The following is a 21,872-nucleotide window of genomic DNA, read 5'->3' as shown; positions in this document are numbered from 1 at the left end:
CTTGCTTTAGTAAAAGGCCCCGCCCTCAAAAGCGGGGCTTTTTTGTGCCTGGGTGTTTTTACCGGCACAAAAAAAGGTGGGAGCGGGCTTGCTCGCGAAAGCGGTGTGCCAGTCACTGTACATCTGACTGATCCGACGCCTTCGCGAGCAAGCCCGCTCCCACGGCTTGTTTCGGGGTACGACTTACCAGGTCACGCCAAACCCGGCCGTATACCGCGTCTTGCTCAGGTCGCTGTCCTCGGTCCCTTCGATGACATCCTTCTCGGCCTTGAGGTTGAGCGACGCCCAGTCGGTGACCTTGTAGCGCAGGCCCATCTCCGCGTCGTAGGCGTACTCGGCCACGCCGGACAAAGGCTTGCCCACTTCGCCATTGGTGAAGAACTCCACGCGCTTGCCGATCAGGTAGCGGTTGTAGTCCCACTTCATGGCCACGGAATAGAAGTTGTCCTTGCCGCCATCCCGATACTCGTAGTCCGTGCGGTTGAGCAGCGAGCCCAGCGAGAACGCCCCCAGTTCGTCGTCCCAGAACTGGTAGCCCGGGCCGGTGCCGACCACGCGCTGGCGGGCCAGGTCTTCGACCTTGTCGCGCTTGTAGTTGAGCCGGCCCTGCCAGAACCACTTGTCCGTCAGGAACCGGTCGAGGGAGTATTCCAGGCGCCAGTTGTCGGTCGACACCACGTCGTCCTGGAATTCACGGTTGTATTCGCCTTCGGCGTTATGCCGCCACCTGCCGTGGCGTGCCGAGGTCTTGAAGTCGATGTCGTAGTCGTCGGTATCGTTTTCCGCGCGTTTGTAATCCAGCGCGGCATCGATATTGCCCTTCCACACGAGGTCCTCGACCACCGGCTTGGGCTTGAGGATCTGCTGGATACTGGCCAGCTCGACGGTCTTGGGCGCCTCGCCGTTGGCCAGCGTCACCTTGCCATCTTCGGCCGCGTGCAACGCCTTGGCTTTCTCGCCGGTGTAGGCGTCCTGTTTGACCAGCAACTGCTGGTCGCTCTCCAGGGTCTTGACCTGTTTCCAATCGATGGGAACCGCCCCGGCGTAATCGGTCTGGATCAGCAACTTGCCGCCATCGAAAACGGTGATCTTGCCGCTGAGCTTGTCGCCGTTCTTCAACCAGACGGTGTCGGCAAGCAAGGGCATGGAGGCGCTGGTAACAGCTAGGCATAGCAGGGTTCTTGACAACATAAGCGTATAAAGAGCTCAAGTCTGCGGTGAAAAGGCGGCATTATCCCCCAGGACGACACCTCAGCAACGACTGACCCGAGTATTTCGAATGAGTTCATTTCTCAATCGGCCTTGTAGGAATTAATCTACAGGCGGGCACTACATCATCAGGAATCCCACCCGTGACCGATACGCCAGCGGCTCCCGAGAACGCCGCCCAGATTCGCCGCACCACCCTCTACCTGACCCTGGCCCAAGTACCGTCCGGCAAAGTGGTCACCTATGGCCAACTGGCCGAAATGGCCGGCCTGGGCCGCGCGGCGCGCTGGGTCGGGCGCGCCCTCAGCCAGTTGCCGGACGACACCAAGCTGCCGTGGCACCGGGTGCTCGGCGCCGGCGGTCGGATCAGCCTGCCGGTGGGCAGCCCGTCGGGGGATGAACAACGCGCACGCCTGCGCACGGAAGGGATCAGTGTCCTGAATAATCGTGTTGATATTCAGCGTCATGGCTGGCGCCCGGTAGAGCACAGCGGTTAGAGTGCGCGCTTTGTTTTCGCAATTTTTGAGGCAGACTCCAGCCCATGCCCCGTAAAACCTGGCGCGCCGCCCTCGCCGCCTATGCCAGTCCCTCGACGCTCGTGCTGTTGCTGCTTGGCTTCGCTGCCGGCTTGCCGTACATGCTGGTGTTCTCCACGCTTTCGGTCTGGTTGCGCGAGGCCGGCGTGGCCCGCGAAACCATCGGCTACGCGAGCCTGATCGGCCTGGCGTACGCCTTCAAATGGGTCTGGTCGCCACTGCTCGACCAATGGCGCCTGCCGCTGTTGGGCAAGCTCGGGCGTCGTCGTTCCTGGCTGGTGCTCTCCCAGGCGCTGGTGATCCTCGGCCTGGTGGGCATGGGCTTCTGTGATCCACAAAAACACCTGTCGTGGTTGATCGCGATCGCGGTGCTGGTCGCCTTTGCCTCGGCCACCCAGGACATCGCCGTCGACGCGTATCGCCTGGAGATCGCCGACGACACCCGCCAGGCGGCGCTCGCCGCCAGCTACATGTCCGGCTATCGCGTCGCCGCGCTGCTGGCCACCGCCGGCGCGTTGTTCTTCGCCGAAGGGTTCGGCTCCACCGGTTTCAGCTACAAGCACTCGGCCTGGGCCGGCACCTACCTGCTGTTCGGCGTGCTGATGGTCCCCGCGCTGCTAACCTCGCTGTTCATGCGCGAGCCGCCAGTGCCGCTGCGCACCCAGCTGCAAGCCGGGCGCTACACCTTCGCCCACCAGCTGGCTTCGGTGTTCGTGCTGATCATCTTGCTGGTGTCGGTGCCGGCGATGTTCACCCAGCTCTACAACACCGACTTCGCCAGCGTATTGTTCGAAGGCGTCAGCCTGCTCGACCTGCTGCTGGAAGACCGCGCCTTCCTGCGGGCCATCCTCTATATCATCCTGACCTCCCTGTGCCTGTCGGCCATGGGCCGTCGCGGCCTGGCGCCGGTGCTCACGCCGGTCAACGACTTCATCCTGCGCTACCGCTGGCAGGCGCTGTTGCTGCTGGGCTTGATCGCCACCTACCGGATGTCCGACACGGTCATGGGGGTCATGGCCAACGTGTTCTACATCGACCAGGGCTTCACCAAGGACCAGATCGCCAGCGTCAGCAAGATCTTCGGCCTGATCATGACCCTGGTCGGCGCCGGCATGGGCGGCCTGCTGATCGTGCGCTTCGGCATCCTGCCGATCCTGTTCATCGGCGGCGTGGCCTCGGCCGCCACCAATATCCTGTTCCTGATGCTCACCGACATGGGCGCCAACCTGAAGATGCTGATCCTCACCATCTCCCTGGACAACTTCAGCTCCGGCCTGGCCACCTCGGCGTTCGTCGCCTACCTGTCGAGCCTGACCAACCTGAAGTTCTCCGCCACCCAGTACGCCTTGCTCAGCTCGATCATGCTGCTGCTGCCGCGCCTGATCGGTGGCTACTCCGGGGTCATGGTGGAGAAGTTCGGCTACCACACCTTCTTCCTGATCACCGCACTGCTCGGCGTGCCGACCCTGGTGCTGATCGCCTTGCACTGGTTCCAGGAAAACCGGCGCCAGGCCGCCGCGCCAGCGGTGGAACCGACGCCGACCCGCCCGGCGGAAGAGTCGTAGGACACTTCAGCAGACGCCGGTGAAACCGGCGTTCGCACCTGGCGACGACCCACGCGCCTGTACGCCAGGGCATCTCGCCCGTACAATGCTCCGTCACTTCTCGTCTCAGCAACCGACAACGGCCAACCATGCGCACCAGTCAATTTTTGCTCGCCACACAGAAAGAAACGCCTTCCGACGCCGTCGTGATCAGCCATCAGTTGATGCTGCGTGCCGGCATGATCCGCAAGCTCGCCTCGGGCTTGTACACCTGGCTGCCGATGGGCCTGCGGGTGATGCGCAAGGTCGAAGCCATCGTCCGCGAAGAAATGGACGCCGCCGGCTCTCTGGAAGTGTTGATGCCGGGTACCCAACCGGCCGAGCTGTGGCAGGAATCGGGGCGCTGGGAAGAATATGGCCCTGAGCTGCTGCGCATCAAGGACCGCCACGGTCGCGACTTCTGCGCAGGCCCGACCCACGAGGAAGTCATCACCGACCTGATGCGCAACGAGCTGAGCAGCTACAAGCAGCTGCCCATCAACCTGTATCAGATCCAGACCAAGTTCCGTGATGAAATCCGCCCACGCTTCGGCTTGATGCGCGGCCGCGAATTCATCATGAAGGACGCCTATTCGTTCCACACCGACCTGGCCTCGCTGCAAGTCACCTATGACCGCATGCACCAGGCGTACTGCAACGTGTTCACCCGCCTGGGCCTGAAATTCCGTCCGGTCGAGGCCGACAACGGCTCGATCGGCGGTGCCGGCTCCCACGAGTTCCACGTGCTGGCCGAATCCGGCGAAGACGACATCGTCTTCAGCAATGGCTCCGACTACGCCGCCAACATCGAGAAAGCCGAGGCCGTGCCACGGGAAACCTCCCGCGCCGCGCCAACCGAAGAGCTGCGCCTGGTGGACACGCCGAACGCCAAGACCATCGCCCAGCTGGTGGAAGGCTACAACCTGCCGATCGAGCGCACCATCAAGACCCTGATCGTGCACGCGGAAGAACCCGGCAAGCTGATAGCCCTGATCGTCCGTGGCGACCACGAGCTGAACGAAATCAAGGCCGCCAACCAGCCGGGCGTCGCCAGCCCGCTGGTCATGGCCAGCGAAGCCGAACTGCGCGACGCCATCGGCGCCGGTGCCGGTTCCCTTGGCCCGCTGAACCTGCCGCTGCCGATCATCATCGACCGCTCGGTGGAACTGATGAGCGACTTCGCCATCGGCGCCAACCAGGATGACAAGCACTATTTCGGCGTGAACTGGGAACGCGACCTGCCGGTGCCCACCGTGGCCGACCTGCGCAACGTCGTGGCCGGCGACCCGAGCCCGGACGGCAAGGGCACCCTGGAAATCAAGCGCGGCATCGAAGTCGGACACATCTTCCAGCTGGGCAACAAGTACAGCAAGGCGATGAAGTGCGAAGTGCTGGGCGAGAACGGCAAGCCGGTCACCCTGGAGATGGGCTGCTACGGCATCGGCGTGTCCCGCGTGGTCGCCGCCGCCATCGAGCAGAACAACGACGACAAGGGGATCATCTGGAGCGATACCCTGGCGCCGTTCCAGATCGCCCTGGTGCCACTGCGCTACGAGACCGACCTGGTTCGCGAAGCGACCGACAAGCTCTACGCCGAACTGACGGCCGCCGGCTTCGAAGTGTTGCTGGACGATCGCGACAAGAAAACCAGCCCCGGCATCAAGTTCGCGGACATGGAACTGATCGGCATCCCGCACCGGATCGTCGTCAGCGACCGCGGCCTGGCCGAAGGCAACCTGGAATACAAGAGTCGCACCGAGGCCGAGCCGCAAGCGCTGCCGGTCGCCGAGGTGCTGTCTTTCCTCCAGGCCCGTATCCGCCGCTGACACCAGATAGAGACGTCATGTTCAAGCGAAACACCTTAGGCCTCGGTGGCGCCGCCCTGTGCGGCGCCCTCTTGGTCAGCGGCTGTGCCAACCACATGTCCCAACGCAGCGAGCACGAAGAGCGGGTCGAGCGCAAATTGCTCGACCACAGCCTGCAGATCGACGTGGGCGAGCCCAAGGTGCTCGACCTGCCGCAGCGTCGGGTGCGCATCAATGAGCAGAAGACCTTCGAAGTCACCGAATTCGAGGTCACGCGCCATTACGACCGCTACACGCCTTACCAACCCTGGCGGGAGGTCTACGAGATCCCGTTGGGCGCGGTGGCCGTGGTCGCCGGTATCGGCGCGAACGTAGTCAATGTGTTCACCCTGGGCAACCTGCCGGACACCGTGACCCACGACTGGCTCAGCTACGGGGTCGCCGGTCTCAACCCGTTCATGAACGTCCCCTCCCACGGTCGCGCCCAACAGAACCTGGCCGGCATCGACGAAGTCCAGCGCGACAAGCGCACGGAGCACTCGAGCCTGCCCTGGAGCGAACGCCCGGTGGAGGTCAAGGCTGCCCGGCAGACCTTCGAGCTGAGCACCGACCGCAACGGCGTGCTGCGCCTGAACCTGCTGGAAAGCCCCTTCGCCGAGCAGGACCTCAGCCAGTTCGGCAAATTGCAGATCAGCGTGACCGATGCCCAGGACGAGGTGCACACCGATTCGTCCCTGAGCATCAGCAGCAGTTTGCGCAGCAAGCTGGTGGAAGCGCACGCGCTGATCTACGACGACCTGGAAGACGACGAGGTGAGCCAGTGGGTGCACCGGGTCAAGCGCCTGTCGGAACTGGGGCTTGAAGAAGAAGCCAGTGAACTGGAGCAGAGCCTGATCGAGCTGACGCGCAACGATCCGGAGCTGCAGACCGAGTTCATGAAGGCGCTGACCAAGGATGGCGGGCGGTTGGTCGCGGATCCGGGCGCTCGTTGAAAAAGCCAGGATTAGCCCTGTGGCGAGGGGATTTATCCCCGTTGGGGTGCGTAGCGCCCCCCTCCAAAGTCTGACAACTCAGATATTTCAGACATATCGAGTTGATTGGCTTGGGGCTGCTGCACACCCCAACGGGGATAAATCCCCTCGCCACAAACAACCCTTTGTGCAGGCCTTCCACCGCCTCACCGTTCGAACAGCTCCAACTGCTCGAACCCTCCACGCAGATCCTCCAGCCGCACCCCTATCCCCAGTAAACGCACCGGTTTGCCGCCACGGTTGAAGGCTTGGGTCAGCAACAGCTGATAACTGCCCAGGTCCCGCCCTGCCCCGGCCTGTTCCAGGGTGGTCTGGGTGAAGTCGTGGAATTTCACTTTGACGAACGGCTTGCCGGGACGGTAGCTGCTGTCGATGCGAGCCATTCGGCCGCTGAGGGTTTGCATCAGCTCCGGCAACTTGTCGAGACAGCTCGCCAGGTCAGGCAGATCGACGTCGTAGGTGTTTTCCACACTGATGGATTGCCGTCGGCTGTCATTGTGCACCAGGCGCTCATCGATCCCACGGGCCAGGCTCCAGAGTCGCTCGCCGAAACTGCCGAATTCGCGCACCAACGCCAGCTTGTCCCACTGACGCAACTGCAGGCAATCGATGATGCCGAGCCTGTTCAACTTGTCGGCGGTGACCTTGCCGACGCCGTGGAGCTTGCTCACCGGCAGGGCCGAGACAAAGTCCTCGACCTGGTCTGGGGTGATCACGAACAGCCCGTTGGGCTTCTTCCAGTCACTGGCGATCTTGGCCAGGAACTTGTTTGGCGCGACGCCGGCGGAGACGGTGATGTGCAGTTGATTGGACACGCGTCGCCGGATGTCCTGGGCAATGCGGGTGGCGCTGCCGCCGAAATGAGTGCTGGCGGAAACGTCCAGGTAGGCCTCGTCCAGGGACAACGGCTCGATCAGGTCGGTGTAGTCGCTGAAGATCGTATGAATTTCCTTCGATGCTTCCCGGTAGGCATCCATGCGCGGCTTGACGATGGTGAGGTCCGGGCAGAGCTTCAAGGCATGGCCGGAGGACATCGCCGAGCGCACGCCGTAGGCCCGCGCTTCGTAGTTGCAGGTAGCGATCACCCCGCGCCGATCCGCCGAGCCGCCCACCGCCAGGGGTTTGCCGGCCAGCCGTGGATCGTCGCGCATCTCGATGGCGGCATAGAAGCAGTCACAGTCGACGTGGATGATCTTTCGTTGCGTCATAAAGGAGCGGAGTGTGGGACGAATCGGGGCCCCAGTATCGCACCCATACCTGTATATAGCACCAGTGGTACGGAAAGATCGCACAACAGAGCCCGAAAAGACCTACGTGAATGTGTTCCTTTAATCGGAACAAACAGGTCAATAGAGCGCGAGCCCTTGCCGGGCCTGCGTCATAGCGCAGTCACCCGTCCCGGAGCCAGGCTAAGCGCTTGAAGCTGAACAGATTTTCTGAACACAGGGGTTGACAGCTGCTCGTTCCCCTGTAGAATGCCGCCTCACAGACGCGGGATGGAGCAGCCTGGTAGCTCGTCGGGCTCATAACCCGAAGGTCGTCGGTTCAAATCCGGCTCCCGCAACCAAACATCAAGAAAGGCTACTCGAAAGAGTGGCCTTTTTTGTGCGCGTATGTTTCAGGTCATCCTCGGCAGAAGCCGCCTACCCCACCGTCCTGCCGACCCTGCTTGTAGGACAATTTTCCCTTTGATTTCGAGTATTTACACAGCAAAGGGACGGTCGAGCGGTTTATTTGAGGCCACGCGCCGTTATCGGTTGACACTCGGGCGTTCGCCTGTAGAATGCCGCCACACAGACGCGGGATGGAGCAGTCTGGTAGCTCGTCGGGCTCATAACCCGAAGGTCGTCGGTTCAAATCCGGCTCCCGCAACCAAATATCAAGAAAGGCTGCTCGAAAGAGCGGCCTTTTTTGTGTCTGCTATAAAAGGCTACATTACAAATTTTTTGTAATTATTTTCTGCCGCAGGGATTGGTAACTTGGCTGGATACCCCCATCCTGTCGCGCATAGCTCAAGAGGTGATTGATGCGCGCCCACTCGTCTGACCCGCAAGACTCTGTTACCGCGACACAACCGATCAAGGCCGAGCGTCTGCGCTGGCTCGATCGGATCAGCCAGTACCGCCAGCCTATCGGTCTCGCCATCACGCTGCTGTTGTTCGCGATTGCATTGATTGCCTGCCGCCACTTGCTCAGCGAGCTCGACCTGTACGCGCTGCACGATTCGATCCTGGACGTGCCCCGGCCAGCCCTGCTCGGCGCATTCGCTGCCACGGCGGTCGGCTTCATCATCCTGCTGGGCTACGAATGGTCGGCCAGCCGCTATGCCGGGGTGAAGCTGCCGCCGCAGACGCTGATCCTGGGCGGGTTCAGTGCCTTCGCCATCGGCAATGCGATTGGCCTGTCGCTGCTGTCAGGCGGCTCGGTTCGCTACCGCCTGTATGCACGGCATGGCCTGGGCGCAGCCGACGTCGCCCACATGACGCTGTTCGCCAGCCTCTCGCTGGGTTGCGCGCTGCCCCCACTGGCGGCCCTGGCCACCCTGAGCAATCTGCCCGCTGCCGCTGCCGCGCTGCACCTGCCTGCCACCCTGCTTGGCGCGATTTCCGTGGCGGTGTTGCTGCTCACCAGCGTGCTGGCCATCGGCATCTATCGTCGGCGCCTGCCGGAACAGCCCCACCGCGACAGCCTGCTGGTCAAGGCCGGGCGCCGCACCTTGCGCCTGCCGGGCCGCCGCCTGACGTTCCTGCAACTGGTCATTACCGCACTGGATGTCGCGGCGGCCGCCACCGTGCTGTATCTGTTGCTGCCCGAGGCACCGCCATTCGGCCCCTTCCTGCTGGTGTACCTGCTGGCCCTGGCGGCCGGCGTGCTCAGCCATGTGCCGGGCGGCGTCGGCGTGTTCGAAGCCATCCTGCTGGCCGCGTTCGCCGACAAGCTGGGGGCCGCGCCGCTGGCCGCCGCGCTGCTGCTCTATCGGCTGATCTACGTGCTGCTGCCGATGTTGGTGGCGTGCGTCCTGTTGCTGGTCAATGAGGCACAACGGCTGTTCCAGACCCGCCAGACGTTGCGCGCGGCGTCCGGTTTCGCCGCGCCGATCCTGGCGGTGCTGGTGTTCCTGTCGGGCGTGGTGCTGCTGTTTTCCGGCGTGACGCCAGAGATCGATACCCGCCTGGAGCACATCGGTTTCCTGATCCCCCATCGGCTGGTGGACGCTTCGCACTTCGGCGCCAGCCTGGTGGGCGTGTTGTGCCTGCTGCTCGCCCAAGGCCTGCGCCGACGCCTGTCTGCCGCCTGGATGCTGACCACCGTGCTGTTGCTGATGGGCGCGCTGCTCTCGCTGCTCAAGGGTTTCGACTGGGAGGAAGCCACGCTGCTGACCCTCACCGCCGCCCTCCTGGCCGTGTTCCGGCGCTCGTTCTATCGCCCCAGCCGCCTGACCGAGCTGCCTTTCTCCCCGCTGTTCCTGATCGCCAGCCTCTGTGTGCTCGGTGCCTCGATCTGGCTGCTGCTGTTTGCCTACCAGGACGTGCCCTACAGCCATCAACTGTGGTGGCAGTTCACCCTCGATGCCGATGCTCCGCGCGGCTTGCGCTCCCTGCTGGGGGCGGCGGTGCTGCTGGTGGTGGTGTCATTGACTTGGCTACTGCGTACCGCACGGCCGGTGATCCACTTGCCGACCCCGGAAGAACTGGAGCGCGCCCGGACCATCCTCATGGCCTCCTCGCAGCCTGACGGCGGCCTGGCGCTGACCGGCGACAAGGCATTGCTATTCCACCCCAACGACGAGGCGTTCCTGATGTACGCCCGCCGCGGTCGCAGCCTGGTGGCGTTGTACGACCCGATCGGCCCCACCCAGCAACGGGCCGAGATGATCTGGCAGTTCCGCGACCTGTGCGACATCCATCATGCGCGCCCGGTGTTCTATCAGGTGCGTGCCGAGAACCTGCCCTACTACATGGACATCGGCCTGACGGCGATCAAGCTCGGTGAAGAAGCGCGGGTCGACCTCAAGCGTTTCGACCTCGAAGCCAAGGGCAAGGAGATGAAGGACCTGCGCTACACCTGGAACCGTGGCACCCGCGACGGCCTGTCGCTGGAGATCCATGAACCGGGCCAGGCGCCGATGGAGGAACTCAAGGTCATTTCCGACGCCTGGCTGACCGGCAAGAACGTGCGCGAGAAAGGTTTCTCCCTGGGCCGCTTCAGCGACGACTACCTCAAGCACTTCCGCATCGCGGTGATTCGCTTCGAGGGGCGCCCGGTGGCGTTCGCCAACCTGCTGGAAACCCACAGCCATGAGCTGGCCAGCCTCGACCTGATGCGCGCCCACCCCGAGGCACCGAAACTGACCATGGAATTCATGATGGTCGGCCTGATCCAGCATTATAAGAACCATGACTACGCCCGCTTCAGCCTTGGCATGGTCCCGCTGTCGGGCCTGCAACCGCGTCGCGGTGCGCCGTTGACCCAGCGCCTGGGTTCGATGGTGTTCCGCCGTGGCGAGCAGCTCTACAACTTCCAGGGACTGCGCCGCTTCAAAGACAAATTCCAGCCTGACTGGGAACCTCGCTACATGGCCGTGCCCGCCGGACTCGATCCGCTGGTGGCACTGGCCGATACCGCCGCCCTGATTGCAGGCGGCCTGACTGGACTGGTGAAACGCTGATGATGCAACGCTCCTGGCGATACATAGTGGCCGCCCTGCTGGTGCTGGCGGTGATTCTCGGTGGCGGCTACTGGTACTGGAACCGCCCCGCCCCACAACCCACCCTGGAACAGCTGGCGCCCGCCGATGGCGTCGCGATGACCCGGGTGGTCCCCGGCACCAAGCCCCGTGCCCAGGTGCTGGTGGCGGTCAATGAGGACCAGAAGCTCAGTGACACCCAGCTGACGACCCTCAGCCGCAGCGGTTCGGCGCAGATCGTCCAGGTGATCCTGCCCAAGGACTGCATGCAACAAGGGCGCGCCCTGCAAGCGGGCCTGCGCGAACTCCAGGGCCCCGCCACGCTGGTCAGCGGCATCGGCCCGGGCGCCGTGCTGGCCTGGCGCTGGCTGGCCGAGCAGAAAGACGACAAGACCACGGCCGTATCGGTGGACCTGGCCCTGGAAAAACCCGGCTGCACGCACCTGCTGCCCAAGAGCGCGGCCCACGGTCACTGGCTGGTGGCCTGGAACGACAACCCTGACGACACCAGCGCCGGTTTCGTACGGGACCAGAAAAACGCCGAGACCAGCATCAGCGACTACGACATCAGCCTGCCGCAAGTGCTGAACAACGAGCTGCGCAAGATCCTGGTGGGCGCCGACAAGGGCAAGGGTGGCCTGGCCATCCCGGTGGTCGAAGTGCCGGCCAGCCAGGCCCGGGACACCGTGACCCTGTTCCTCTCGGGCGACGGTGGCTGGCGCGACCTGGACCGCGACGTGGCCGACGAGATGGCCAAGATCGGCTACCCGGTGGTCGGCATCGACACCCTGCGCTACTACTGGCAACACAAGAGCCCCGAGCAGAGCGCGGTGGACCTCGCCGAGCTGATGCAGCACTACCGCCAGATCTGGGGCACCAAGCGCTTCATCCTGACCGGCTACTCGTTTGGCGCCGACGTGCTGCCAGCGATCTACAACCGCCTGCCGGCCACCGAGCAGCAGCGGGTCGACGCAATCATCCTGCTCGCCTTCGCCCGCACCGGCAGTTTCGAGATCGAGGTCGAGGGCTGGCTGGGCAACGCCGGCACCGAAGCCGCCACCGGACCGGAGATGGCCAAGCTGCCGGCCGAGAAAGTGGTGTGCATCTACGGCGGCGAAGAAGCCGATGAAAGCGGCTGCACCGACAAGACCGCCGTGGGCGAAGCCATCAAGCTGCCTGGCGGCCACCACTTCGATGAAAACTACCCGGCCCTGGCCAAGCGCCTGATCGATGAGATCAACAAGCGCCAGAGCAAACCTGCCGACCAGTAATCCATCGCAGATTCAAGAAAAAGCCCCTGCAGCCATACGGTTGCAGGGGCTTTGTCATTGTGGCTGCCGGCCGCTTCGCGAGCAGGCTCGCTCCCACAGGGTGCCGGGGGTGATGTCACTGGCCGGCCCTAACCCAAATGTGGGAGCGAGCCTGCTCGCGATGGCGGCCTCCCAGCCACCCTCACCGCCCGGGTCACATCTCGACCTGGGTCCCCAGCTCGATCACCCGGTTCACCGGCAGGTTGAAGAAGCGCAGGTTGCCGTTGGCGTTCTTCAGCAGGAAGGCGAACAGCAACTCGCGCCAGCGGGCCATGCCTTCGAGCTTGGAGGCGATGACCGTCTCGCGGCTGAGGAAGTAGGTGGTGCGCATCGGGCTGAAGTCCAGGTCATCCAGATGGCAGAGCTTGAGCGCCAGCGGGACATCCGGCTCATCGGTGAAGCCGAAGTGCAGGATCACCCGGAAGAACCCTTCGCCGTAGGCATCGACTTCGAAGCGGCGTTGCGGCGGCACCCGGGGAATGTCTTCGTACACCACCGTCAGCAGCACCACTTGCTCATGCAGCACCTGGTTGTGCAGCAGGTTGTGCAACAACGCATGGGGCACCGCGTCCGAACGGGCGGTCAGGAACACCGCGGTGCCCTGCACGCGATGGGGAGGCTGGACGCGGATGCTGCTGATAAAGATCGGCAGCGGCAGCGCGCCTTCGTCCAGGCGCTCCACCAGCAATTGCTTGCCGCGCTTCCAGGTGGTCATCAGCACGAACAGGGCAATACCGGCGATGACCGGGAAGGCGCCGCCCTGGATGATCTTCGGCACGTTGGCGGCGAAGTACAGGCCGTCCACCAGGAGGAAGCCGAGCAGCACCGGCACCGCCAGCAACGGCGGCCATTTCCACAACAGCAGCATCACCGCCGAGACCAGGATCGTGGTCATCAGCATCGTGCCCGTCACCGCCACGCCATAGGCCGACGCCAGCGCGCCCGAGGATTCGAAGCCCAGCACCAGCAGCACCACGCCGACCATCAGCGACCAGTTCACCGCGCCGATGTAGATCTGGCCCTGCTCGGCACTGGAGGTGTGCTGGATGTACATGCGCGGGATGTAGCCGAGCTGGATCGCCTGGCGCGTCAGGGAGAAGGCCCCGGAAATCACCGCTTGCGAGGCGATCACCGTGGCCAGGGTCGACAGCCCCACCAGCGGGATCAGCGCCCAGCTCGGCGCCAGCAGGTAGAACGGGTTGCGCGCCGCTTCCGGGTCCCCCAGCAGCAACGCACCCTGGCCGAAATAATTGAGCACCAGCGCCGGCAGAACCAGGATGAACCAGGCGCGGGCGATCGGCTTGCGGCCGAAGTGGCCCATGTCGGCGTACAGCGCCTCGGCGCCGGTCAAGGCCAGCACCACGGCGCCAAGGATCGCCACGCCCATGCCCGGATGGACCAGGAAGAAGCGCACCGCCCAGACCGGGTTCATCGCCTGCAGGACCTCCGGGTGCTGGCTGATGCCGTACACGCCGAGGGCGCCGAGCACCAGGAACCAGGTCACCATGATCGGCCCGAACAGGATGCCGATCCGCGCGGTACCGTGGCGCTGGATCAGAAACAGCCCCACCAGCACCACCAGCGACAGCGGCACCACCCAGTGGTCGATCCCTTCGAACGCCAAGCCCAGGCCCTCGATGGCCGAGAGCACGGAAATCGCCGGGGTGATCATGCTGTCGCCGTAGAACAGCGCCGCGCCGATCAAGCCGCAGATCACCAGGAAGGTCCGCAACCGCGCCCGTCCCGCCGCCGCCCGGCGCGCCAGCGCGGTGAGCGCCATGATCCCGCCCTCGCCCTGGTTGTCGGCGCGCAGGACGAACATCATGTACTTGATCGACACGACCCAGATCAGCGACCAGAAAATCAGCGACAGGATCCCCAGCACCCCGTCATGGTTGACAGGCACGCCATAGCCACCGGAAAACACTTCTTTCAGGGTGTACAACGGGCTCGTGCCGATGTCGCCATAAACCACTCCGACCGCCGCGACCAGCATGCTCAGCGGTTTGGCTGCCGAATGTCCGGCACCTGCCGCTTCACTACTTGCATGACCCATCCAACACTCCTGATTCCCAGACCTGTCTTCTCACGAAGCACTATGCTCGATGACGCAGCATGCGCTGTTTTACATCTCGTAACAGGTGTTTTATTGACTGTAAAAAACCGGTAAAGCGCAAAGGCGCGAAGCATAGCGCAGCACTCGTCGTTTTTCCCGGTATAAAGCTGGTCAACTGCCTCGTCCATCGCTAGAATTGCGCACTTTTTGATCAGAGGCGCGTTCAGGCGCCCTGTCTCGGCAAGAGACGATCCCCCTACACCGAGGTTAGACATGTCCACCACTACCGCGCCAGCCAATCCGAAGGTCGGCTTCGTATCCCTGGGTTGCCCGAAGGCTCTGGTCGACTCCGAGCGCATCCTCACCCAGCTGCGCATGGAAGGCTATGACGTCGTGTCCACCTACCAGGACGCCGACGTGGTAGTGGTCAACACCTGCGGCTTCATCGACTCGGCCAAGGCCGAATCCCTGGAAGTGATCGGCGAGGCCATCAAGGAAAACGGCAAGGTCATCGTCACCGGCTGCATGGGCGTGGAAGAAGGCAACATCCGCGAGGTGCACCCCAGCGTACTGGCGGTGACCGGCCCGCAGCAGTACGAGCAGGTGGTCAACGCGGTGCACGAGGTGGTGCCGCCGAAACAGGACCACAACCCGCTGATCGACCTGGTCCCGCCCCAAGGCATCAAGTTGACCCCGCGCCACTACGCCTACCTGAAGATTTCCGAAGGCTGCAACCATAGCTGCAGCTTCTGCATCATCCCGTCGATGCGCGGCAAGCTGGTCAGCCGCCCGGTGGGCGACGTGCTCGATGAGGCCCAGCGCCTGGTCAAGGCCGGCGTCAAGGAGTTGCTGGTCATTTCCCAAGACACCAGCGCCTACGGCGTCGACGTGAAATACCGCACCGGGTTCTGGAACGGTGCGCCGGTGAAAACCCGCATGACCGAACTGTGCGAGGCCCTCAGCACCCTCGGCGTCTGGGTTCGCCTGCACTACGTCTACCCGTATCCGCATGTCGACGAACTGATCCCGCTGATGGCCGCCGGCAAGATCCTGCCGTACCTGGACATCCCGTTCCAGCACGCCAGCCCGAAAGTCCTCAAGGCCATGAAGCGCCCGGCCTTCGAAGACAAGACCCTGGCCCGCATCAAGAACTGGCGCGAAATCTGCCCGGACCTGATCATCCGCTCGACCTTCATCGTCGGTTTCCCCGGCGAAACCGAAGAAGACTTCCAGTACCTGCTGGACTGGCTGACCGAAGCCCAGCTCGATCGCGTCGGCTGCTTCCAGTATTCCCCGGTCGAAGGCGCACCGGCCAACGACCTGGACCTGGACGTGGTGCCGGACGACGTCAAGCAGGACCGTTGGGAGCGCTTCATGGCGCACCAGCAGGCCATCAGCTCGGCGCGCCTGCAAATGCGCATCGGCCGCGAAATCGAAGTCCTGGTGGATGAAGTCGACGAACAAGGCGCCGTAGGCCGCTGCTTCTTCGATGCCCCGGAAATCGACGGCAACGTCTTCATCGACAACGGCAGCCATCTCAAGCCGGGCGACAAGGTCTGGTGCAAGGTGACCGACGCCGACGAATACGACTTGTGGGCCGAACAGATCGCCTGATCCACACCTGTGGCGAGAGGATTTATCCCCGCTGGACTGCGAAGCAGTCCCAAAGCAGGCGAATCAGTCGAACTGGAATACCGGGAGTTCAGGTTTTAGGGCCGCTTCGCGTCCCAGCGGGGATAAATCCCCTCACCACAGGGTTCTTGTCCAGGTCATTGGCTCGCACCGCCGCGGAAAACCCGAAAAGCCCTGCCTTGCGACAAGATGCGGGGCTTTTTTACGGCTATCGTATGGAGATCACCTAGAACATCCAGCACAAGGAACAGGCGGCATGCGTCAGCATTCGGTCATCCACACACCGAAACCGAGCGATTACCAGGAACTGACCCAACTGTGGGAAGCATCGGTGCGGGCCACCCATGACTTCCTGCCGGACAGCTACATCGAGTTGTTGAAGAACCTGGTGCTGACCCGCTACCTGGACGCGGTGATGCTGATTTGCACCCGGGATGCCCGGCAGCGCATCACCGGTTTCGCCGGCGTGGCGGCCGGCAAGATCGAAATGCTGTTCATCGATCCGCAGCACCGTGGCCAGGGCCTGGGCAAGCAACTGCTGCACTACGCCATGGACCATTTGAACGCCGATGAACTGGACGTCAACGAACAGAATCCGCAGGCCCTGGGTTTCTACCTCAAGCAAGGTTTCGAAGTCATCGGCCGCTCGGAACGGGACGGCATGAACCAGCCCTACCCGTTGCTGCACATGCGCTACAGGCAGGCCGACCTGAAGGCCCGGCGCGGCTAAAAAGCCACACGGCGCAAATGGACCCGCGATTAACCGGCGCCAGGCAGGTACAATGCCCACCCTCTTTTTGTTACGGCCCTGTCATGACTGACCCGATTCGTCTCTCCAAGCGCCTCATCGAACTCGTCGGCTGCTCCCGTCGGGAGGCTGAGCTGTTCATCGAGGGCGGCTGGGTCACCGTGGACGGTGAAGTGATCGATGAACCGCAGTTCAAGGTCACCACCGAAAAGGTCGCCCTGGACCCCGAGGCCAAGGCCACCGCGCCGGAACCGGTCACGTTGCTGCTGAATGTCCCCGCCGGCATGGACGTGGACACCGCCATGGCGTCCCTGGGGCCCCAGACGCTGAGCGAAGAACATCGCTTCGGCAAGCGCCCGCTCAAGGGCCACTTCCTGCGCCTGACCGCCAGCGCCGACCTGCAAGCCAACGCCAGCGGCCTGCTGGTGTTCACCCAGGATTGGAAGATCCTGCGCAAGCTCACCGCCGACGCCGCCAGGATCGAACAGGAATACGTGGTGGAAGTCGAAGGCGAGATGGTCGCCCACGGCCTCAACCGCCTGAACCACGGCCTGACCTACAAGGGCAAGGAGTTGCCGGCGGTCAAGGCCAGCTGGCAGAACGAGAACCGCCTGCGCTTCGCCATGAAGAACCCGCAACCGGGCGTGATCGCACTGTTCTGCCAGGCGGTCGGCCTCAAGGTGGTCGCCATTCGCCGCATTCGCATTGGCGGCGTGTCCATCGGCAAGGTGCCGCTGGGCCAGTGGCGCTACCTGTCCGCAAAAGAAAAGTTCTAATTCTACGGCGCCACGCCGAGCCGGGCGCCTACTGCCGATTGATCAGGATTGCACACATGATTCACAACGACGTACTGCGCAGCGTGCGCTACATGCTCGACATCAGCGACAAGAAAGTCATCGAGATCATCAAGCTCGGCGGCCTGGACGTGACCCTGGCGGACCTGGCCGGCTACCTCAAGAAAGACGAGGAGGAAGGCTTCGTGTTCTGCCCTGACGAGGTCATGGCGCACTTCCTGGACGGCCTGGTGATCTTCAAGCGTGGCAAGGACGAGAGCCGTCCACCACAACCGATCGAAGTGCCGGTGACCAACAACATCATCCTCAAGAAATTGCGGGTGGCCTTCGAGCTGAAGGAGGACGACATGCACGCGATCCTCAAGGCCGCCGACTTTCCCGTCTCCAAGCCGGAATTGAGCGCGCTGTTCCGCAAGTTCGGCCACACCAACTACCGCCCGTGCGGCGACCAGTTGCTGCGCAACTTCCTCAAGGGGCTGACGCTGCGCATTCGCGGCTGATCCCATGTCCTACACCGTCGCCCCCATCGGCTTCGTCCGCTCCTGCTTCAAGGAGAAGTTCGCCATCCCCCGCCAACCGCAACTGGCCCCTGCCGCACGCGGCGTGCTGGAGCTGGTGGCGCCGTTCGACCAGGGGGACGCGGTGCAGGGGTTGGAACAGGTCAGTCATGTCTGGCTGCTGTTCCTGTTCCACCAGGCCCTGGAAGACAAACCGCGGTTGAAGGTGCGCCCGCCGCGCCTGGGCGGCAACAAATCCATGGGCGTGTTCGCCACCCGCGCCACCCATCGCCCCAACGGCATCGGCCAGTCGGTGGTCAAGCTGGAACGGGTGGAAGCCGGGCGCCTGTGGATTTCGGGCATCGACTTGCTGGACGGCACCCCCGTGCTGGACATCAAGCCCTACGTGCCCTACGCCGACATCATCGGCGCAGCCACGAACGCCATCGCCAGCGCGGCGCCCGGGCTGGTCCCGGTGCACTGGGCGGACACCGCCCTGCTGCAAGCCCGCGACCATGCCATGCGCCTGCAGGAGCCCTTGGTGGAGTTGATCGAACAATGCCTGGCCCAGGACCCACGCCCGGCGTACCAGGTGCCTGCGCCCGAACGGGAATATGGCGCGCAATTCTGGGACCTGGATGTTCGTTGGCATTATCCGCAGCCGGGGTTGATCCGGGTGCTGGAAGTGGTCCCGGCGAACCCGTAGCCGCCAGAAACGAAAAAGCCCGCGCGGCCCTTATCAGGCGGCGCGGGCTTTTTTTGTGGCTATCAGCTGAATCGAGTCGCGGCTATCGCGAGCAGGCTCGCTCCCACAGGGATTTGTGTTAAGTGAAACTCCATGAACAACACAGATCAACTGTGGGAGCGAGCTTGCTCGCGATAGCGATCTTTCAGTCGCCACAAATACAGCTTACTTCTCTACGAACGCCCGCTCGATCAGGTAGTCGCCCGGCTCGCGCATACGCGGCGAAACGGTCAGGCCGAAGCTGTTGAGCACTTCGCTGGTCTCGTCGAGCATGCTCGGGCTGCCGCACAACATGGCGCGGTCGTCCTGCGGGTTGATCGGCGGCAGTCCGATGTCGCGGAACAGCTTGCCGCTGCGCATCAGGTCGGTCAGGCGGCCTTCGTTCTCGAAGGGCTCGCGGGTCACGGTCGGGTAGTAGATCAGCTTCTCGCGCAGGGCCTCGCCGAAGAATTCGTTCTGCGGCAGGTGCTCGGTGATGAACTCGCGGTAGGCGACTTCATTGACGTAGCGAACGCCGTGGCACAGGATCACCTTTTCGAAACGCTCGTAGGTTTCCGGGTCCTGGATGACGCTCATGAACGGCGCCAGGCCGGTGCCGGTGCTGAGCAGGTACAGGTGCTTGCCAGGCTTGAGATCGTCCAGCACCAGGGTGCCGGTGGGCTTCTTGCTGATGATGATCTCGTCGCCTTCCTTCAGGTGCTGCAACTGGGAAGTCAGCGGGCCGTCGGGTACCTTGATGCTGAAGAATTCGAGATGCTCTTCCCAGTTCGGGCTGGCGATCGAGTAAGCGCGCATAAGCGGGCGGCCATTGGGTTGCTGCAGGCCGATCATCACGAACTGACCGTTCTCGAAGCGCAGGCCCGGATCGCGGGTGCACTTGAAGCTGAACAGTGTGTCGTTCCAGTGATGAACACTGAGGACACGCTCGTGGTTCATGTTGCTCATGTACGGGGACTCCTGGGAATGATGCCTGCGTCGTCAAGGTGCGCAATTGCATCGCATTCTAATGGCGGCGACAATATCTGTTAACTGAATTATCAAGATAAGGGTTATCGGTTATATAGATATGCGATTTACTCTACGTCAACTTCAAGTCTTCGTCGCCGTCGCCCAGCAGGAGAGCGTGTCTCGCGCGGCGGGCCTGCTCAATCTGTCGCAATCGGCGGCCAGCACCTCTATCACCGAACTGGAGCGGCAATCGAGCTGCCAACTGTTCGACCGCGCCGGCAAGCGCCTGAGCCTCAATGCCCTGGGCAAGCAACTGCTGCCCCAGGCGGTGGCGCTGCTGGACCAGGCCAAGGAGATCGAGGACCTGCTCAACGGCAAGTCCGGGTTCGGCTCGTTGGCGGTCGGCGCGACCCTGACCATCGGCAACTACCTGGCGACCCTGCTGATCGGCGGCTTCATGCAGCGTCATCCGGAAAGCCAGGTAAAGCTGCATGTGCAGAACACAGCCAATATCGTGCACCAGGTCGCCCACTATGAAATTGATCTGGGTCTAATCGAAGGCGATTGCAATCATCCGGACATCGAAGTGCAAAGCTGGGTCGAGGACGAGCTGGTGGTGTTCTGCGCCCCGCAGCATCCCCTGGCCAAGCGCGGCCAGGCGAGCATGGAGGAACTGACCCATGAGGCGTGGATATTGCGCGAGCAAGGTTCGGGCACGCGGCTGACCTTCGACCAGGCCATGCGTCATCACCGCAGCGCCCTGAACATCCGCCTGGAACTGGAACACACCGAAGCCATCAAGCGGGCCGTGGAGTCCGGCCTGGGCATCGGCTGCATCTCCCGCCTGGCCCTGCGCGACGCCTTCCGTCGCGGCAGCCTGGTGGCCGTGGAAACCCCGGACATGGACCTGGCGAGGCAGTTCTACTTCATCTGGCACAAGCAGAAATACCAGACCTCGGCGATGCGCGAGTTCCTCGACCTGTGCCGAGCCTTCACCGCCGGCGTGCAGCGCAGCGACGAGATCGTGCTGCCGGCGATTGCCTGACGTATCAAAGCAGGATCACGCCCCACACCAGGGCGATCATCGTCAGGGCGACGAGCTGGGCGGCGCTGCCCATGTCCTTGGCGTTTTTCGACAACGGGTGCAGCTCCAGGGAAATGCGGTCGATCGCCGCTTCCACTGCCGAGTTGAGCAACTCCACGATCAATGCCAACAGGCAGACCGCGATCAACAGCGCCTGCTCGACCCGGCTGACATTCAGGAAGAACGACAACGGAATCAGCACGACGTTGAGCAGCACCAACTGACGGAACGCCGCTTCACCGACAAACGCGGCGCGCAGCCCGTCAAGGGAATAGCCGGAGGCATTGAGGATGCGTTTCAGGCCGGTTTGGCCTTTAAAAGGTGACATAGAGTAGGCACTGATCGAAAAGGAGGTGGAGAAGCTAATTCAAATCCGGTCAAAAAAGCGTGAAGCCGCGCTTCAAGGCTGTGGCGAAATTGACTCAAGTTGTTGCAGCAGCAACGCCGCCTGGGTCCGGGTACGCACATTCAACTTGCGAAAGATCGCCGTGACGTGGGCCTTGATGGTGGCCTCCGACACATTCAGTTCATAGGCGATCTGCTTGTTCAACAGCCCCTCGCACACCATGGTCAACACCCGGAATTGCTGCGGCGTCAGGCTGGCCAGGCCTTCGCTGGCGGCCTTGGCCTCTTCGGAGACGCTCACCGCTTCGAACGCCTGGGGCGGCCAGGACACATCGCCATCGAGCACTGCCTTCACGGCACGCTGGATCATTTCCAGGGAACCGGACTTGGGGATGAAGCCACTGGCCCCGAACTCGCGCGCCTTGACCATCACCGAGGCTTCTTCCTGGGCCGACACCATGACCACCGGGATCTGCGGGTATTGGCCGCGCAACAGCACCAGGCCGGAAAAACCGTAGGCACCGGGCATGTTCAGGTCCAGCAGGACCAGGTCCCAGTCTGCCTTTTCAGTCAGCCGGGCTTCCAGCTCCGCGATACTGGCCACCTCCGTCAACCGGACATCCGGGCCCAGGCCCAGGGTCACTGCCTGACGCAACGCGCTGCGAAAAAGCGGGTGGTCGTCGGCAATCAGGATTTCGTATGTGGCCATTTTTTCAATGATCCTGTTTTTAATGGCGGGCCCGATGCATTCGCGCCTCGCCAAAACAACTCAAGTCCACGGGGGCACATGCGCGCCAGACACAGCATCCAGCCGTTGGCCGCACCCGGGTCGGCGCCAAGCATGCCCAGCGAAGTCGGGGTG

The 21,872-nt window shown here is 63.1% G+C and carries 18 protein-coding genes and 2 tRNA genes; 14 read left to right on the top strand and 6 right to left on the bottom strand.

What is annotated here, in order from left to right; translation table 11 throughout:
- Nucleotides 1–183: 183 nt before the first annotated feature.
- Nucleotides 184–1,191, bottom strand: coding sequence for a DUF481 domain-containing protein (locus Q6A48_RS18790; protein ID WP_304555712.1), 1,008 nt, complete (start codon nt 1,189–1,191; stop codon nt 184–186).
- A gap of 152 nt (nt 1,192–1,343) precedes the next feature.
- Here Q6A48_RS18790 and Q6A48_RS18785 point away from each other — a divergent pair, with 152 nt between their 5' ends.
- The 4 genes from Q6A48_RS18785 (at nt 1,344) to Q6A48_RS18770 (ending at nt 6,125) form a co-directional block, all read left to right on the top strand.
- Nucleotides 1,344–1,706, top strand: a complete 363-nt coding sequence (locus Q6A48_RS18785) for an MGMT family protein (protein ID WP_369811715.1) — start codon at nt 1,344–1,346, stop codon at nt 1,704–1,706.
- Nucleotides 1,707–1,750: 44 nt separating this feature from the next.
- Complete coding sequence (locus Q6A48_RS18780; RefSeq protein WP_304555710.1) at nt 1,751–3,310, top strand: AmpG family muropeptide MFS transporter; 1,560 nt, start codon at nt 1,751–1,753, stop codon at nt 3,308–3,310.
- 128 nt (nt 3,311–3,438) lie between these two features.
- Nucleotides 3,439–5,154, top strand: a complete 1,716-nt coding sequence (locus Q6A48_RS18775; RefSeq protein ID WP_304555709.1) for a proline--tRNA ligase — start codon at nt 3,439–3,441, stop codon at nt 5,152–5,154.
- Nucleotides 5,155–5,171: 17 nt separating this feature from the next.
- Nucleotides 5,172–6,125, top strand: coding sequence for a hypothetical protein (locus Q6A48_RS18770; protein ID WP_304555707.1), 954 nt, complete (start codon nt 5,172–5,174; stop codon nt 6,123–6,125).
- A 185-nt stretch (nt 6,126–6,310) separates the two neighbouring features.
- Here Q6A48_RS18770 and dinB read toward each other — a convergent pair whose 3' ends face one another.
- Nucleotides 6,311–7,372 carry a DNA polymerase IV gene (dinB, locus tag Q6A48_RS18765; RefSeq protein ID WP_304555705.1) on the bottom strand — a complete coding sequence of 354 codons (1,062 nt, stop codon included), beginning with the start codon at nt 7,370–7,372 and terminating at the stop codon, nt 6,311–6,313.
- 282 nt (nt 7,373–7,654) lie between these two features.
- Between dinB and Q6A48_RS18760 the strand changes: the two genes are divergently transcribed.
- The 4 genes from Q6A48_RS18760 to Q6A48_RS18745 all read left to right on the top strand — a co-directional run bounded on the left by Q6A48_RS18760 (nt 7,655) and on the right by Q6A48_RS18745 (nt 12,122).
- Nucleotides 7,655–7,731 (top strand) — tRNA-Met (locus Q6A48_RS18760).
- Nucleotides 7,732–7,962: 231 nt separating this feature from the next.
- Nucleotides 7,963–8,039, top strand: a tRNA-Met gene (locus tag Q6A48_RS18755).
- A 151-nt stretch (nt 8,040–8,190) separates the two neighbouring features.
- Nucleotides 8,191–10,833, top strand: coding sequence for a bifunctional lysylphosphatidylglycerol flippase/synthetase MprF (mprF, locus tag Q6A48_RS18750; protein WP_304555704.1), 2,643 nt, complete (start codon nt 8,191–8,193; stop codon nt 10,831–10,833).
- Nucleotides 10,833–12,122, top strand: a complete 1,290-nt coding sequence (locus Q6A48_RS18745) for a virulence factor family protein (RefSeq protein ID WP_304555703.1) — start codon at nt 10,833–10,835, stop codon at nt 12,120–12,122. Before mprF ends, Q6A48_RS18745 begins: the two co-directional genes overlap by 1 nt.
- Before the next feature lie 193 nt (nt 12,123–12,315).
- Here Q6A48_RS18745 and Q6A48_RS18740 read toward each other — a convergent pair whose 3' ends face one another.
- Nucleotides 12,316–14,157: a potassium transporter Kup gene (locus tag Q6A48_RS18740; RefSeq protein ID WP_369811714.1), complete on the bottom strand. Its 1,842-nt coding sequence runs from the start codon at nt 14,155–14,157 to the stop codon at nt 12,316–12,318.
- 333 nt (nt 14,158–14,490) lie between these two features.
- Here Q6A48_RS18740 and rimO point away from each other — a divergent pair, with 333 nt between their 5' ends.
- The 5 genes from rimO (at nt 14,491) to tsaA (ending at nt 18,594) form a co-directional block, all read left to right on the top strand.
- Nucleotides 14,491–15,831, top strand: coding sequence for a 30S ribosomal protein S12 methylthiotransferase RimO (gene rimO / locus Q6A48_RS18735; RefSeq protein WP_304555701.1), 1,341 nt, complete (start codon nt 14,491–14,493; stop codon nt 15,829–15,831).
- A gap of 274 nt (nt 15,832–16,105) precedes the next feature.
- Nucleotides 16,106–16,579 carry a GNAT family N-acetyltransferase gene (locus tag Q6A48_RS18730; RefSeq protein ID WP_304555700.1) on the top strand — a complete coding sequence of 158 codons (474 nt, stop codon included), beginning with the start codon at nt 16,106–16,108 and terminating at the stop codon, nt 16,577–16,579.
- Between the two features lie 83 nt (nt 16,580–16,662).
- A complete protein-coding gene (locus tag Q6A48_RS18725) occupies nt 16,663–17,373 on the top strand; it encodes an rRNA pseudouridine synthase (protein ID WP_304555699.1) in 711 nt (236 codons plus the stop codon).
- 56 nt (nt 17,374–17,429) lie between these two features.
- Nucleotides 17,430–17,891, top strand: coding sequence for a YehS family protein (locus tag Q6A48_RS18720; RefSeq protein ID WP_304555698.1), 462 nt, complete (start codon nt 17,430–17,432; stop codon nt 17,889–17,891).
- Between the two features lie 4 nt (nt 17,892–17,895).
- Nucleotides 17,896–18,594: a tRNA (N6-threonylcarbamoyladenosine(37)-N6)-methyltransferase TrmO gene (gene tsaA / locus Q6A48_RS18715; RefSeq protein ID WP_304555697.1), complete on the top strand. Its 699-nt coding sequence runs from the start codon at nt 17,896–17,898 to the stop codon at nt 18,592–18,594.
- Nucleotides 18,595–18,798: 204 nt separating this feature from the next.
- On the opposite strand, the gene fpr is transcribed toward tsaA, so the two are convergent.
- Complete coding sequence (fpr, locus tag Q6A48_RS18710) at nt 18,799–19,578, bottom strand: ferredoxin-NADP reductase (RefSeq protein ID WP_003198368.1); 780 nt, start codon at nt 19,576–19,578, stop codon at nt 18,799–18,801.
- A gap of 121 nt (nt 19,579–19,699) precedes the next feature.
- Here fpr and Q6A48_RS18705 point away from each other — a divergent pair, with 121 nt between their 5' ends.
- Nucleotides 19,700–20,626, top strand: a complete 927-nt coding sequence (locus Q6A48_RS18705; protein ID WP_304555695.1) for a LysR family transcriptional regulator — start codon at nt 19,700–19,702, stop codon at nt 20,624–20,626.
- A 4-nt stretch (nt 20,627–20,630) separates the two neighbouring features.
- On the opposite strand, the gene Q6A48_RS18700 is transcribed toward Q6A48_RS18705, so the two are convergent.
- On the bottom strand, nt 20,631–20,993 hold the full coding sequence (locus Q6A48_RS18700; protein ID WP_042730780.1) for a diacylglycerol kinase: 363 nt from the start codon (nt 20,991–20,993) through the stop codon (nt 20,631–20,633).
- Between the two features lie 72 nt (nt 20,994–21,065).
- Nucleotides 21,066–21,719 (bottom strand): response regulator transcription factor ErdR, encoded by a 654-nt coding sequence (gene erdR / locus Q6A48_RS18695; RefSeq protein WP_304555694.1) that lies wholly within the window; start codon nt 21,717–21,719, stop codon nt 21,066–21,068.
- Between the last annotated feature and the right edge of the window lie 153 nt (nt 21,720–21,872).

Source organism: Pseudomonas citrullilanati (assembly GCF_030580855.1).
Taxonomy (GTDB): Bacteria; Pseudomonadota; Gammaproteobacteria; order Pseudomonadales; family Pseudomonadaceae; genus Aquipseudomonas; species Aquipseudomonas citrulli.
This window is presented reverse-complemented; position numbering and strand designations above follow the sequence as displayed.